This is a genomic window from Bradyrhizobium sp. 2TAF36 (genome assembly GCF_052114925.1).
In the GTDB taxonomy this organism is placed as follows: Bacteria; Pseudomonadota; Alphaproteobacteria; order Rhizobiales; family Xanthobacteraceae; genus Bradyrhizobium; species Bradyrhizobium barranii.
On the sequence record NZ_JBFRFR010000045.1, the window covers coordinates 77,021 to 90,420 of the forward strand.

The following is a 13,400-nucleotide window of genomic DNA, read 5'->3' on the forward strand; positions in this document are numbered from 1 at the left end:
AGAATTTGGGGACGAACAGGGCCAGAGAATCCGGCCCTTTTCTCTCGCTCAAAGTCCCATCGCGTTGATCATCTGATCCATGGTGCGCGACGGCTCGGCGCAGCCAGCCTCGCCGACGATCTTGGCGGGCACGCCGGCAACCGTGACGTTGTGCGGCACCGGCTTGACGACGACCGAGCCGGCGGCGATGCGCGCGCAATGACCGATCTCGATGTTGCCGAGGATTTTTGCGCCGGCGCCGATCAGGACGCCGTGACGGATCTTCGGATGGCGGTCCTCGTTCTCCTTGCCGGTACCGCCGAGCGTGACACCGTGCAGGATCGAGACGTCATCCTCGATCACCGCGGTCTCACCGCAGACGAAGCCGGTGGCGTGGTCGAGGAAGATGCCGCGGCCGATGCGCGCGGCGGGATTGATGTCGGTCTGGAACACCGCAGACGCGCGGCTCTGGAGATAATACGCAAAGTCCTTGCGGCCCTTCAGATAGAGCCAGTGTGCGAGGCGATGGGTCTGGATGGCGTGAAAGCCCTTGAAGTAGAGCAAGGGGTCGATGAAGCGCGACGTCGCGGGATCGCGGTCGTAGACGGCGACGAGATCGGCGCGGAAGGCGTTGCCGAGATCGGGAGCCTCGCGCAGCGCCTCGTCATAGGTCTGGCGAACGAGATCACCCGACAGCGCGGAATGATCGAGCCGGTCGGCGAGACGATGGATCACCGAATCTTCCAGGCGACTGTGATGCAGCACCGTCGAGTAGATGAAGGTCGCAAGCTCCGGCTCGCGATGGACGATGTCCTCCGCCTCGCCGCGGATCCGATCCCAGATCGGATCGAGCGTTGCGAGCTTTCCTCCCGGACTGACCTGATGCACTGCCATAGGATCTGCTCTTTCGAATTGGCTCATTTTGCTGGCTCTATACCACAGTCTAGCCGACGAAGTCCCGACGGGCTTGCCTGAGAGTGAACAGTGAGTTGCTCCGCGAAAGCACGCCAACGCCTTGAAACACAACAGTTTCTTCTGACGCCCCCRGGCGGCGAGGTCGGCTCAAAATGGTCAGGGTTTTGCCAAATTCAAGCCGGGCAGCGTCAAACTATTGGTGAATTCCGCCTCGACGGCTGTTGCGGGCATGGTCGGGGAACACGACGGAGCGGATTTGAGCATCACCACCGATCAATTGCGCGCGGGCGCCGCGGGCTCGCTTTGGCTGCGGCTGGCGGCGGTGGGACTGCCCCTCCTCTTGATCGCGCCGGCGTTCTGGAACGGCTATCCGCTGTTGCAATGGGATACCGGCGGCTATCTGGCGCGCTGGTACGAAGGCTATCTGGTCCCGAGCCGCTCCACCGTGTTCGGCCTCTATCTGCACTACGGCGAGAATTTCGGCTTCTGGATCAATCTCGCGGTCCAGTCGCTGGCGACGCTGTGGCTGTTGCAACTGACGCTGCGCGTACTCGGGTTGATGCAGACATTTCGCTTCGTCGCGATCAGCCTCTGCCTGATCCTGTCGACCGCGCTGCCCTGGCTCGCGAGCATGCTGCTCACGGACATCTTTGCAGGGCTGTCGATCCTGTCCGTGTTCTTGCTGGTCGTCGGCGCGAGCCGGACGTCGGGCCTCGAAAAGATCTCGCTGTTCGTCTTCACCGCCTTTGCCGCCGCAACCCACAGCGCCACCCTCGGCGTGCTGCTCGGGCTCTGCGCCGCCGGCTGGATGGGGCGGCCGTTCCTCGGCGCGCGCCTGCCGCTCGCCGGATTGGCGCAGGCGAGCCTCACCATCGTCGCGGGCGGCCTGATGCTGGTGTCGGCAAACCATGCGCTGTCGGGCAAATGGGCCTGGACGCCCGGCGGCTATGGCGTCGCTTTCGGACGCATGATGCAGGACGGTATCGTCGCGCGCTTCCTGAGCGATCATTGCCCGCGCGAGCGGTACAAGCTCTGTCCCTATCGCGACCAATTGCCGGCGACCGCCGACGAGTTCCTGTGGGGCAAGAGCATGTTCAACACGCTCGGCCGCTTCGAAGGCATGAACGACGAGATGGGCTATATCGTCGTGCATTCGCTCGCCGACTATCCGGCGTGGCAGGCCGGCGCGGCGTTGCGGGCGATGGGCCAGCAATTGCTGCATGTGGCCACAGGCGAAGGCACCAGTGTCTGGATCGGGCACACCTACGGCATCATCGAGCGCTACATCCCGGCGCAAGTCGCGCCGATGCGCGCGGCGCGGCAACAGAATCACGGCCTCGATTTCGATCACGTCAACTGGCTGCACGTTCCCGTCGCGCTGGCCTCGATGCTGGCGCTGGTCTGGTTGCTCGCGCATGCGCTGGCAAGCCGCCGGCTCGACGATCTGACGCTGCTGGCGGCAACCGTCACGCTGGCGCTGCTCGGCAACGCCTTCATCTGCGGCGTGATCTCGGGTCCGCACGACCGCTACGGCGCACGGATGGTGTGGGTCGCGACCTTCGTGGTGCTGATGGCGCTGGCGCGTCGTTTCGGTGACGATTTGCCTGACGACGAGACCTCAGCCGCGGCGTGACAGGAAGTCGAGCACGCCGGTCTTGTAGACCTTGTCGCCGACCGCGCGCATATGGTCGCGGTTGGGGATATCTAGCACTTCCGATCCCGGGATGATGGCGCCGAGCGCGCTGGCGGATCCTGCGACGTCGTCTGTGCTGCCGACCGCGATCAGCACGGGCACGTCGATGCGCGCGGCCTCTTCCTTCGTCATGAGATCGCGGGTGCCGCGCAGACAGGCGGCGAGCGCACGACGGTCGGAACGGGTCTGATCGGCGAAGGCGCGAAACGTGCGGCCGACCGGATCGGTGACGTCGTCGAGCGAGGGCGCCTCCAGCGCCTTTGCGACATTCTCGCCGGGCCCGGTGCCCTCGATTAGGCCGCCAATTCCGATGCCGCCCAGGATCGCCGAGCGCAGGCGCTGCGACTCGTTGAGGGAGAGCCACGCCGTCATCCGTCCGCCCATCGAATAGCCCATCATGTCGGCCTGCGGAATCGCGAGGTGATCCATCAGCGCGAGCACGTCGCCGGCCATGGTCGGGATCGAGTACTGTGCGGGCTCGTAGAGCTTTGCGCTTTCGCCGTGGCCGCGATTGTCCAGAGCGATGACACGGCGGCCGTTCTTGCGCAGTTCCGAGACCCAGGTCGGATAGACCCAGTTCACGTTCTTGCTCGAGGCAAAGCCGTGCACCAGGATGATCGGATCGCCCTCGCCTTCGTCGAGATAGGCAATTTCAACGGCGCCGTTGTGAAAGCTCGGCATCACATATTCCGCAATCTTGAGGGGAAAGGTTGATCTTAGAGCATGATCCGGAAAAGTGTGCAGCGGTTTTCCGGCAAGATCATGCCCAAACGATAGCCTGAAGCATATCGCGCTTCAGGCCGTGAGGGCCCCGTCCGCCAGAGCGGCCTCGGCCGCGGCCTGCGCGCGGCGGAGCCGGCGCGCCCGTCTGCGATCGCACCAGGCCTGGGTCAGGCGCTCCGTCGCCGCCTTGATCGAAGACAGCAGGCCGAACAGCGTCAGTGCCGCGCCGAACAGCCAGAGCGCCAGATCGAACATGCCGCCGACGAGCAGCAGCGCGCCGCGGCCGAGCAGCTTCATGATCGCGCGGGTCTTGCCGCCCTGCGCCTCCGCAAGCCGGGCCGCGCGCGCGACGTCCTTCGGGCCTTCGGCGATGCGCAGCGTATCCATGGCGCCGCGCGTGCCGGTCTTTTCGGCAACGCGGGTGACGTCCTTGCCGAGCCGGACCAGGGCACCGGCCTTCTCGGCGCGGAACGCGGCCTTGATCGCGCTCGCGGTCTCGCCGGGGCGGAACACCGAACCCTTGACGACGGCGTTCTGGAGCATTGGCGTATCGACCACCTCACGCGCCGACCGGCCGGCCCATGCGGCAAGTCCCTCGCCGAGCCGTCCGACCTTGCGGGCATCCTTCACCAGCGTCAGTCCAGCGCGCACGGGCGCGGCGCCGCCGACCGACACGTAGGTCACCGCCGTCACCGCAAGGCCGGCGGTCGCAAGGCCGAGCACCAGATGGTCGGTGTCCTCGCCCATGGCGAGACGCTTGCCCTCGCGCACGACGTCCCTGATGTCGCCGATCACGAAGAGATCGCCGGCGACGGTTCCGGACAGGCTCGCGACATCGTCGGCGTTGCCGGTGACGAGGCCGGTGGCGAACCGTTTGGCGAAATGCCGCGTGGAATTTTCTTCCTTGACCGCATCGCTCACGCGGTTGAGGAGGTCGTCGGGCAGCGCAATGTTGCGGTCACGCGCCAGCGCGACAAAACTGTCGGCGAGATCAGCGTCGCCGGCGGCGAGCGCGGCCTCGATATTGTCCTGAACCAGGCGGTCGTTCTGCCGCAGCAGCGCATCGAGCTTGAGCTCGGAGAGCGCCGCCGGATCGTCCTGGGCGGAGAGGAGCGCGCCGGCCTCGCGGGCATGCGGCGCTACCTGCGCGAGCATGAAGCTGCATGCTGCAATACCGGTCAACGCCGTGCTGATTCGCAGCCACTTCATGCCAAGAGTCATACCAAGAGTTGTGCCAAGAGCCTGGACGATCCCGAGATCATTGCGCCTGATGGTTCGTCTTTCGTCGCAATTCCGCGCGTCCAAAGACATAGTATGCCAAAATTGCGACACAACGTCCCCGACGAAAGAAGGGCTTCTCTCAGGCCGCAAGATTGTGTCGAATTTGCATGAGCAAATGAGCATGGGGCAATTGCGAACCTTTCGGTTCCGCTGGACTAGCAATCATCTGCACCCAACAGTATGGTCCGCGGCGCCTCAAAGATGCCGCGTCAGTGTTTGATTGTGTCTGCCGCCATTGCCACTCCAGGATGAACTACGATGTCCGACCATGTCGTCCCGCACTTCCATAACGATGCCGGTGTCCCCGTCATCGAGATCGGCTCGCAAGAGTTCATGTGCGTCGGCGCCAATCCTCCGTTCGATCATCCGCACGTCTTCCTGGACCTCGGCAACGACAACGAGATCATCTGCCCCTATTGCTCGACGCTGTACCGTTTCGCCGCCGACCTGAAGCCGGGCGAAGCCCGTCCGCCGGAATGCGTGCTGAAGGACAAGGTGGCCTGACCGCCTCTCGCGGTCAGGGGTGGCGCTCTCCCGAACGATTGTCATCGCCGGTGCCGGCATAGGTGGACTGACGGCCGCGCTTGCGCTCGCAGCCCGTGGCTTCCGCATCGTCGTGCTGGAAAAGGCCGAGCGGCTCGAGGAAGTCGGCGCCGGCCTGCAACTCYCCCCCAACGCCAGCCGCGTGCTGGTCGAGCTCGGCCTCACCGAGCGGCTCAAGCGAAGCGCCGTCACGCCTGAGGCGCTCTGCGTCATGAGCGCGCGGGCCGGCGGCGAACTGCTGCGCATGCCGCTCGGCGAAGCCGCTTCCGCGCGGGCCGGCGCACCCTATTGGGTGGTGCATCGCGCCGACCTGCAATCCGCGCTGGCCGGTGCGGTCTCCGACCATCCCGATATCGATCTGAAGTTAGGTGCGACCTTCGAGGATGTGGCGCCCCACGCCAAGGGGCTGACGGTCGTCCATCGCAGCGGCACGATACGCCGCAGCGATCTGGCCAGCGCACTGATCGGCGCCGACGGTATCTGGTCGACGGTACGCCAGCATCTGTTTCCCGAGGTGCAGCCGCGCTTCTCCGGCCTGATCGCCTGGCGCGGCACGCTCGATGCCACGCAACTGCCGAAGGATTTTGCCGCGCGGCGGGTGCAGCTCTGGATGGGTTCGAACGCCCATCTCGTCGCTTATCCGATCGCCGGCGGACGCCAGATCAACGTGGTCGCGGTGCTGCCGGGGACCTGGAACAGGCCCGGCTGGAGCACGCCGGGCGACCCGTTCGAGGTGATGGACGCCTTCGCGGCACCGCGCTGGCCATCGGCGGCCAGGATGATGCTCACTGCCGTCGACAATTGGCGCAAATGGGCGCTGTTCGGCGTGCCCGACGGCTGCCCCTGGAGCCAAGGACCGGTCGGCCTGCTCGGTGACGCCGTGCATGCGATGCTGCCATTCGCCGCCCAGGGCGCCGGCATGGCGATCGAGGATGCCGCCGTGCTCGCCCGGCATCTGAGCCTCGAGGCTGCCGAGAGCGCGGCCGGCATCACGGCGGCGCTGAAGGAATATGGCCGCGCGCGGCAGGCGCGGGTGCGGCGGGTGCAGCGGACGGCGCGGCAGCAGGGCCGCATCTATCATCTCGGTGGGCCGCTCGCGATCGCGCGCGATGTTGCGATCCGCGCGCTCGGCCCGGAGCGCATGCTGGCGCGGCAGGACTGGATCTACGGCTGGCGCCCCTGAGGCGGGCGCAATCGTGTCAACTCAGCGAACGGCGCTACCGGATTTCGGGGCGGGCTTGATGTCCGGCCGCTGCGGAGCAGAGGCCGCCGGCGTCGCACCGGGCGGCGTTTCCCGGCACTTGTTGCGGCGCCATGCCTCCTCGGCAAGTTGCGACTGCCCGCGCACCGCGATGTAGTCGTTGCGATAGGCGAGCTCGGACACGACCGCGCCTCCCGCCCCGGTCTCAGCCTTCTCCATCAGCTTCTGCAACTGCTCGGTGCGGCTGGCGAGCGCCTTACGCTCAGCCTCGAGTTGCTTGCAGTCGTACAATTCGTACTTGCCGGGATCGGCAAAGGCCGGTGCGACCGTCTCGGTCATGCTGGCGCAACCGGACAGCGCCGCGCCCGCCGCGAGTAGCGCCAGAAATGCGCCCGAGTCGCGCAGGCGAGAGGAAAACGAAGCAGCCATGCCGGATGAATAGTCCCCGTGGATTGAGAATGCCTAAAGCAACAACAGATGTCCGGATTGAGGCTTTGCCTTGCGCAGCCGGCTCGCTTAAGGAAGAACCGTCCATCCGGCCCGCGAAACGCGCCAATTCCAGACGGCCGGAGGTGGACTTAACTAGTTGATCTCGTTGGATCAAGCGGGCATGGCGGAATTGGTAGACGCAAGGGACTTAAAATCCCTCGGCGCGCAAGCGCTGTGCCGGTTCGACCCCGGCTGCCCGCACCATCGGAGCTGACGGGGCGAGCCTTCGCCCAAAGGCGGACGACAGACCGATGCAGTCACGAACCCGCGGGGGCAAGGCGCCGTCCGTTTGCGGCGGACACATGCGTTAGGACTGCGCACCTTCCGTCTCCAGCCGCTTCGGCCCGGCGCGAAAGTCGAGCAGCAAGATCCAGAAACTTGTCAGCGCAATGATGAGGAGGATGAAGCTGCCCTCGAATGCCGTCCCCAGAATCGAGATCAGTGCCGGAAAGGCGAGACCGACGGCGAGGAACGCGGCAAGTGCCAGGGCCGGAAGATCGACGACGAGGATCGCGGCATAAAGCGCGAGCTCGAAGAAGGCATATTCCTTGAGGCGCGGCGAGCTGAGATAGAGCGCAAACATCGCGAACACCGTGATGCGCATGGCAACGCGGGGATGATCCATCAGCCAGCGATCCAGTCGCACAAGAAGTGATCCGCCTTCCTGCGCCGGCTCGCTCGTGACCACGCGCAGGATGGACAATGCAAACGGCACCAGCACGAGCGCGAGTGCCGCGAATGCATAGGTCGCGAACGTCGCCGCCTTGCTGCCACCGAGGCCGGCAAAGTCCATGAGGTCGCGTGCCGCCAGCAGCAGCGACGGATTGATCTCGAAGAGATCGACGAGATGCTGGTCGGGGATCCTTCCGCCCATCGCCAGTTGCCAGCTTGCGAACAGCTCGGGGTACATCAGCCGCGAGATCAGGATCGGCAATGCGAAGCTGAACGCCGCAACCGCGATCAGCGTGAGCTTGCGGCCACGCGGCAGCGGCAGGAAATAGAGCGCGGCCAGCACGGGAAAGAACACCAGCTTGAACGAAGTCACGAGGCCGAGCAGCGCGGCGCCGGCGAGCCGCAACGGAAAGCTGTGGTCCTCAGACGCGCCGGACGCAGCCGGAGAAAGCAGGAACCTCAACGCGACCGCGGTCAGCACGCCGCTCAGGATCGCGAAGTTGCCGGACGCCTGCACCCATTCGAAACCGACGAACGCGCCGAGCGTGCAGAGCACCCTCAGCGCAACATCGCGCGCGCCCGGGCGCGTTCGGCCAAGACCGGGCAAGAGGAGCCCGCAAAGCACGGCGAGAACAGGAAAGATGCCTTTGTAGTGATCGACCAGAAGTCCACCCGCGCACAACGGGCGGAAGACATCCAGCGTCACCGGCAGATAGGGATAAGAGAGCTTGGTGCCCTTCAGGTTCTTGACGAAATAGGGATCGAGCCCGCTGGCATACGCATCGACCGCCGCGCAATTGACGCGGGTGTCCCAGCCATATTTCATATCGAGCACGGCGTCGTTGGCGAGATTGCCGAGCACCAGCAGTGTGGTCAGTGCGATCAGGCAGGCAAGCCAGAAGTTCCGCCGCGAAGCCATGTCGGCCGAGGGTTCCAACCATCGTGCTGCACCGGTGACATCGGACACAATCGGATACCTTGTTTGGCCGGGTTTCTCCCGGCGCCAACGCGGCGCCAGGCCGTGCCACCATGGACAGGATGGGTTGCGGATTCATCTCCCCTGTGCGTTGCGCTCGCGCTTATGGTGAATCCCTGGTTGCCAGCCGTCCGCCTGGACGGCGGGGAACCGGTTCCCTGTCGCCGCGACCGCCAAATCCGCCGCGCCAGCCCTACTGCGACGAGCGGACGGCAAGCCAGGCGTTGAGCGCTTCGCGCGTGTCCCGTGTCGCCGCCATGCGTGCGAACTGCTCGCTCTCGATGGCGAGGCCTTCCGAAATCGAGACGTTGAGGCCCCGCGTAGCGGCAGTGATGACCCGGGCGACCGCCAGGTGCGAATGCCGCGTGATGCGGCCTGCCAGCGCGAAGGCTGCGTCCAGGAGCTGCCCGTGCGGCACGACCTGGTTGACCAAACCGATCTCATGAGCCCGTTGTGGTGAAAAGGAATCTCCTGTCAGGAGATACTCGAGCGCCCGCTTCCGGCCTGCGAGCCGTGGCAGGCGCTGCGTGCCGCCGAAGGTCGGCGTGATTCCGATCGCGATCTCGGGCTTGGCGAAGCTCGCCCGCTCGCTCGCCACGGCGAGATGCACGGCCTCCGTGATCTCGCAGCCGCCGCCGAAGGCGATGCCGTTCACGGCGGCGATGATCGGCTTCGGAAACGCCTCCATGCGCGCCGTCATCGCCTGCCCGCGCCGTACGAAGGCCTTTACCGCCGCGTCCGGCCCGCATTTCACGCTCTCCGAGAACTCGGCAATGTCGGCGCCGGCCGAGAAGGCGCGGTCGCCCGCCCCGGTCAGGATCACGGCGCGGATATCGGCATCGTCCTCGATACGATCGAGGATCGCCATCAGGCGGTCGATGAGGGCGTAGCTCAGCGCATTGAGCTTGTTCGGGCGATTGAACGTCAGCAGCGCGACAGCGCCTCGCGTTTCGGAGCGTACGAGATCGGACAAGTGCAGGCTCCTTCCAGGTCGAATTCCAGGTCGAACAGGCGCGGAAGTCAGCCACAGCGATCTTGTCGTGTATACTCACTAGGCAGTATACATTGGCGATGTCAGGCAAAGGCGACACCACGCGCGAGCAGATCGTCATCGCGGCGACGCGCCTGTTCTATGGCGAAGGCATCAGGGCGGTGAGCATGGACGCGGTCGCCGAGAAGGCCGGCGTCACCAAGAAGACGCTCTATTATCACTTCACCAGCAAGGACGAGCTCGTCGCCGAGACCATCGCGGCCAGGGACCAGCCGACGCTGGAGCTCTATATGCGCTGGTTCGCCGAGACCGAGGGCACGGTGGCCGACAAGGTCCGCGGTCTCTTCGCAAGGCTCGGACGCTCCGTGGATACGCCGCGATGGCGCGGCTGCGGATTCCTGCGCACCATCGCCGAGCTCGCAAACACGCCGGCACATCCCGCGGTCAAGGCCGGCGCGGCGCACAAGAAGCGTTTTGAAGCGTGGCTCGAAACCGAATTGCGCGGGCATGGCGTTGYCGGTGCAGCGGCGCTCGCGCGCCAGCTCGTGATCCTGCTCGACGGCGCCACGACCGTGATGCTGATCCATCGCGATCTCGACTATGTCGACACCGCGGGACGCTTGGCGCTCGGTCTCGTCGAGCAGGCCCGTAGCGCGCGATGATGGACGAGGCAGCCCTTCCCGAGCCGGCGACATCACCAATTCTTGTGCACCCGCCTGTCAGCCATCCCGAAACATGGGTTGTGCGGCGCAGCATAACCGATAGAAAAGCCTCTGATTTTCAGAGGTGAGCTTTGTCCGACGTCAATGCCGACGATTGGGTGTCCTCGGGACACCGGCCTATGGGTTTTCCAGAATTCGTCATCGTGATCGCGTCCATCATGGCGCTGAATCCGCTTGCGATGGACATGATGCTGCCGGCGCTGCCCAACATCGGGGCAGCCTTCGCCATTCCCAACGCCAACCATCTTCAGCTGGTGCTCTCGACCTTCCTGATCGGCTTCGGCGCCGGCCAGTTCGTCATGGGCCCGTTGTCGGACCGCTTCGGGCGCCGCCCGGTGCTGCTCGGCGGCATGGCGGTCTATGCGGTGGCGAGCGTGCTGGCGGTCGCCGCGCCCTCGTTCGAGACGCTGCTGCTGGCGCGCGCGCTGCAAGGGCTCGGCACGTCGGCAACGCGCGTGATCGCGACCTCGATCGTGCGCGACTGTTATGTCGGCCGCCGGATGGCGAGCGTGATGTCGCTCGCCATGATGGTGTTCATCGCGGTGCCCGTGATCGCGCCCTCGTTCGGGCAGGCGGTGCTGCTGGTCACGCAATGGCGCGGCATCTTCGTCGTACTGATGCTCTACGGGCTGCTCGCGCTCGCATGGAGCGTGCTGCGGCTGCCTGAAACTCTTCCCGAGTCCGAACGCAGGTCGCTGGCGCCCGCAGACGTGCTCTCGGCGTTCCGGCAGACCGTGACCAACCGCCAGACCATCGGCTATGCGACGGCCGCCGGCAGCGTGATAGGCGCGCTCTTTGCCTATGTCTTCTCAGCGCAGCAGGTCTTTACCGGCGTCTATCATCTCGGCCATTATTTCCCGATTGCCTTCGCCGCGATCGCGGCCGGCACCGCCATCGCCGGCTTCCTCAATGCGAAGCTGGTCGGACGGCTCGGCATGCGCGTGATCTCGCACGGCGCGCTGACGCTCTACACCGCGGTTGCGGGCGTGATGCTGCTGACGGAAAGCCTCGGCATGCTGCCGCTCTCCTTGTTCATGGTGCTGTCCGCCCTGATGATGTTCTCGTTCGGCATGATGGTCGCGAACTTCACCGCACTGGCCATGGAGCCGCAGGGCCACATCGCCGGCACCGCCTCCTCGCTCTACGGTTCGATCACGACGCTGATCGGCATCGTCGTCGGCATGGCGATCGGGCAGAGTTTCGACGGCACGCTGCTGCCGTTCTCGGTCGGCTTCTTCCTGTCGACGCTGGCGGCGCTTGCGATCGTGCTGGTGGTGGAAAAGGGACGGCTGTTCAAGCCGCATCATCGCCCCATCGCATGAGGAACTTCCCGGCCGCGTCGATGTTGTACTGCAGCAATTCGAAAGGCCGCCTCATGGAACCGGAACATCGCGAAGACAACACCACCCCGGATCGGGCGGAAACGGAGCGCCCGACGCCGGGCGCCAACCGAACTGCGTTCACTCCCCCCTTCGCGAGCGAAGGCCTCGAGCGAATCCGCGACAGCCACTGCTGAGCGCAAAGCCTAAATAGTCCGTCGGGCGCCTGCTGGCGCTGAAGTCCTGCGCGGCGCTCTCGGGCGTCGCGCTGCTCGTTCGCGGCGGCACGATCAGCACGACCACGTCCCGCGTCAGGCCGGGCTTGCCCCCTAGCGTCGCCTGCACGGTGAACTGGCGCCTGACGAAATGCTCGGCGCGCGCGGACACGGACTCCATCCACCTGCCGCAATAGTCCTGGCCGCTGAAACAGAGCGCGGCCCAACCGCGATCCAATGTCGTCTTTCGCGGCATGCCCCACGTGTACTGAAACTCGAACGGCCGCGCGTAATACGGATGGTCCGGACTGTAGAACGCGGTCGCAAAGGCCAGCGAATCGTCGCCACTGACGGCGCTGAGCGGCTCCCCGGTCAGCTCGTGCCATTCCCGGGTGAGCTCGTTGGCTACCTGCGCGTAGAAATTCCGGCCCTCTTCGTAGCCGTGATTGTTGCGATAGACGGCGTGAATCGGGGCGGCGACGAAGACAGCGGCGAGCCCAACGATTGCGGTGATGACCGTGACATTGACGGTGTAGAATCTTTCGATCGGGTAGCGCGTGCCGCAAACGATCAGCACGACAAACAGGAACAGCCCTTGCAGCGCCCATAGCGACGGCAGATCGGTGCCCATCGCCAGCGACGTCAGGACCGGCAGCACGATCGTGCCGATCGCAACGTAAAAAAGAAGCCGCAGGCCGGAACTCATCGCGGCGAAGTCGGCCGCAAATTGTTTCAGCCGTGTGCCGGCGATGATCACCCAGAAGACGGCCGATACGCTGATGGCCGCCACGAGTCCGAGCAGGAAGTTCTGCACCTCGCCGAGCGAGCTCACGAAGTTGCCGTTGGCGTGCGCCATCGCGTAGGTGAAGGCCGACGCGCCCGTGGTCGTTAGCCAATAGATGTGCGGCGACAGCGCCGCGAGCCCGGTGACGACCGAGATCCACGGCGAAGCGGACGCGAAATAGGCGCGGCGCGCGGGATGCGCCAGCGCGGCAAATGCAAAGCTCGCCACGAGGAAGACCGAATAATATTTGCCGACCATCGCCAGCGCCGTCGTGCATCCTACGGCGACCGCCCAGGCCGCGCTGCGGGTCTCGAACGCGCGCAGAAAACACCAGGTCGCGAGCGGCCAAAGCGCAAGCAGCACCGTATTGGCATTGAAGCGCTGGGCGTGGAATTGATAGGCCGGCGTCAGCATCAGGAGCAGCAGCACCAGGATGCGTTTGTGCCCGGTCACGAACTGCCGTGCGATCCAGTCGACGAAAAACAGGGCGAGCCCGGCATTGGCCATCGCCATCAATTGCAGCGACCAGTCGCTGAGCGGGAAGACGGCGGTCCACACCGCCGTAACCCAGCCCATCAGCGGCGGATGCTTGTGGTAGCCCCACGCGAAACGGCGCCCGAGCGTCCAGGCCTCGAGGGTATCAGGGTGCAGGCCGCTGCCGGCATAGGCGACGGCCAGATAGATCGTCCAGAGCGCGACAAAGCACACAATGAGAAGCGGAACGGCCCAACCCGTCTCGACGCCGTCGAGCCAGCGCAGGAAAGGCCGCCGCCATCGCGCCGGCGCGCGATCGGACCGCTCGGCCATCGCCCGGAATGAAAAATCAATCGACACGGGACTCAAATGCAGGAAGGAAGTGATGTGCGAACTGCGCACATCTATTTCAAGTCAGAAACA

At 65.3% G+C, this 13,400-nt stretch carries 12 protein-coding genes and 1 tRNA gene; 6 read left to right on the forward strand and 7 right to left on the reverse strand.

Annotation, left to right across the window (positions count from 1 at the left end):
• Positions 1–48: 48 nt before the first annotated feature.
• Positions 49–873 carry a serine O-acetyltransferase gene (cysE, locus tag AB4Z51_RS25390; protein ID WP_014494283.1) on the reverse strand — a complete coding sequence of 275 codons (825 nt, stop codon included), beginning with the start codon at positions 871–873 and terminating at the stop codon, positions 49–51.
• 277 nt (positions 874–1,150) lie between these two features.
• On the opposite strand from cysE, the gene AB4Z51_RS25395 reads away from it, so the two are divergent.
• The gene (locus AB4Z51_RS25395; protein ID WP_441498232.1) at positions 1,151–2,527 is read left to right on the forward strand and encodes a hypothetical protein; all 1,377 of its coding nucleotides are present in this window, start codon (positions 1,151–1,153) and stop codon (positions 2,525–2,527) included.
• Here the strand turns inward: AB4Z51_RS25395 and AB4Z51_RS25400 are convergent.
• Positions 2,513–3,268 (reverse strand): alpha/beta fold hydrolase, encoded by a 756-nt coding sequence (locus AB4Z51_RS25400; protein ID WP_135216635.1) that lies wholly within the window; start codon positions 3,266–3,268, stop codon positions 2,513–2,515. The genes AB4Z51_RS25395 and AB4Z51_RS25400 overlap by 15 nt on opposite strands.
• A 114-nt stretch (positions 3,269–3,382) precedes the next feature.
• Positions 3,383–4,519, reverse strand: coding sequence for a hypothetical protein (locus AB4Z51_RS25405; RefSeq protein ID WP_441498233.1), 1,137 nt, complete (start codon positions 4,517–4,519; stop codon positions 3,383–3,385).
• A 330-nt stretch (positions 4,520–4,849) separates the two neighbouring features.
• On the opposite strand from AB4Z51_RS25405, the gene AB4Z51_RS25410 reads away from it, so the two are divergent.
• Both AB4Z51_RS25410 and AB4Z51_RS25415 read left to right on the forward strand, forming a co-directional pair.
• Positions 4,850–5,095, forward strand: a complete 246-nt coding sequence (locus AB4Z51_RS25410; protein ID WP_008562814.1) for a zinc-finger domain-containing protein — start codon at positions 4,850–4,852, stop codon at positions 5,093–5,095.
• Between the two features lie 19 nt (positions 5,096–5,114).
• Positions 5,115–6,317, forward strand: coding sequence for an FAD-dependent monooxygenase (locus AB4Z51_RS25415; RefSeq protein WP_441498234.1), 1,203 nt, complete (start codon positions 5,115–5,117; stop codon positions 6,315–6,317).
• A gap of 21 nt (positions 6,318–6,338) precedes the next feature.
• Here the strand turns inward: AB4Z51_RS25415 and AB4Z51_RS25420 are convergent, their stop codons facing one another.
• Complete coding sequence (locus AB4Z51_RS25420; RefSeq protein ID WP_166342429.1) at positions 6,339–6,764, reverse strand: twin-arginine translocation pathway signal; 426 nt, start codon at positions 6,762–6,764, stop codon at positions 6,339–6,341.
• A 175-nt stretch (positions 6,765–6,939) separates the two neighbouring features.
• On the opposite strand from AB4Z51_RS25420, the gene AB4Z51_RS25425 reads away from it, so the two are divergent.
• Positions 6,940–7,028, forward strand: a tRNA-Leu gene (locus tag AB4Z51_RS25425).
• Positions 7,029–7,131: 103 nt separating this feature from the next.
• Here AB4Z51_RS25425 and AB4Z51_RS25430 read toward each other — a convergent pair.
• Both AB4Z51_RS25430 and AB4Z51_RS25435 read right to left on the reverse strand, forming a co-directional pair.
• The gene (locus AB4Z51_RS25430; protein WP_441498235.1) at positions 7,132–8,415 is read right to left on the reverse strand and encodes a hypothetical protein; all 1,284 of its coding nucleotides are present in this window, start codon (positions 8,413–8,415) and stop codon (positions 7,132–7,134) included.
• Positions 8,416–8,665: 250 nt separating this feature from the next.
• On the reverse strand, positions 8,666–9,445 hold the full coding sequence (locus AB4Z51_RS25435; RefSeq protein WP_441498236.1) for a crotonase/enoyl-CoA hydratase family protein: 780 nt from the start codon (positions 9,443–9,445) through the stop codon (positions 8,666–8,668).
• A gap of 98 nt (positions 9,446–9,543) precedes the next feature.
• Here AB4Z51_RS25435 and AB4Z51_RS25440 point away from each other — a divergent pair, with 98 nt between their 5' ends.
• Together AB4Z51_RS25440 and AB4Z51_RS25445 are read left to right on the forward strand one after the other, a co-directional pair.
• Positions 9,544–10,125, forward strand: coding sequence for a TetR/AcrR family transcriptional regulator (locus tag AB4Z51_RS25440; RefSeq protein WP_441498250.1), 582 nt, complete (start codon positions 9,544–9,546; stop codon positions 10,123–10,125).
• A 179-nt stretch (positions 10,126–10,304) separates the two neighbouring features.
• Positions 10,305–11,507 (forward strand): multidrug effflux MFS transporter, encoded by a 1,203-nt coding sequence (locus AB4Z51_RS25445; RefSeq protein ID WP_404979444.1) that lies wholly within the window; start codon positions 10,305–10,307, stop codon positions 11,505–11,507.
• A gap of 138 nt (positions 11,508–11,645) precedes the next feature.
• Here the strand turns inward: AB4Z51_RS25445 and AB4Z51_RS25450 are convergent, their stop codons facing one another.
• The gene (locus AB4Z51_RS25450) at positions 11,646–13,310 is read right to left on the reverse strand and encodes a glycosyltransferase family 39 protein (RefSeq protein WP_441498251.1); all 1,665 of its coding nucleotides are present in this window, start codon (positions 13,308–13,310) and stop codon (positions 11,646–11,648) included.
• Positions 13,311–13,400 lie beyond the last annotated feature (90 nt).

Coding starts and splice junctions, on each gene's coding strand:
- cysE (WP_014494283.1), bottom strand. CDS start 873: ATGGCAGTGCATCAGGTCAGTCCGGGAGGAAAGCTCGCAACGCTCGAT.
- AB4Z51_RS25400 (WP_135216635.1), bottom strand. CDS start 3,268: ATGCCGAGCTTTCACAACGGCGCCGTTGAAATTGCCTATCTCGACGAA.
- AB4Z51_RS25405 (WP_441498233.1), bottom strand. CDS start 4,519: ATGAAGTGGCTGCGAATCAGCACGGCGTTGACCGGTATTGCAGCATGC.
- AB4Z51_RS25410 (WP_008562814.1), top strand. CDS start 4,850: ATGTCCGACCATGTCGTCCCGCACTTCCATAACGATGCCGGTGTCCCC.
- AB4Z51_RS25420 (WP_166342429.1), bottom strand. CDS start 6,764: ATGGCTGCTTCGTTTTCCTCTCGCCTGCGCGACTCGGGCGCATTTCTG.
- AB4Z51_RS25430 (WP_441498235.1), bottom strand. CDS start 8,415: ATGGCTTCGCGGCGGAACTTCTGGCTTGCCTGCCTGATCGCACTGACC.
- AB4Z51_RS25445 (WP_404979444.1), top strand. CDS start 10,305: ATGGGTTTTCCAGAATTCGTCATCGTGATCGCGTCCATCATGGCGCTG.
- AB4Z51_RS25450 (WP_441498251.1), bottom strand. CDS start 13,310: ATGGCCGAGCGGTCCGATCGCGCGCCGGCGCGATGGCGGCGGCCTTTC.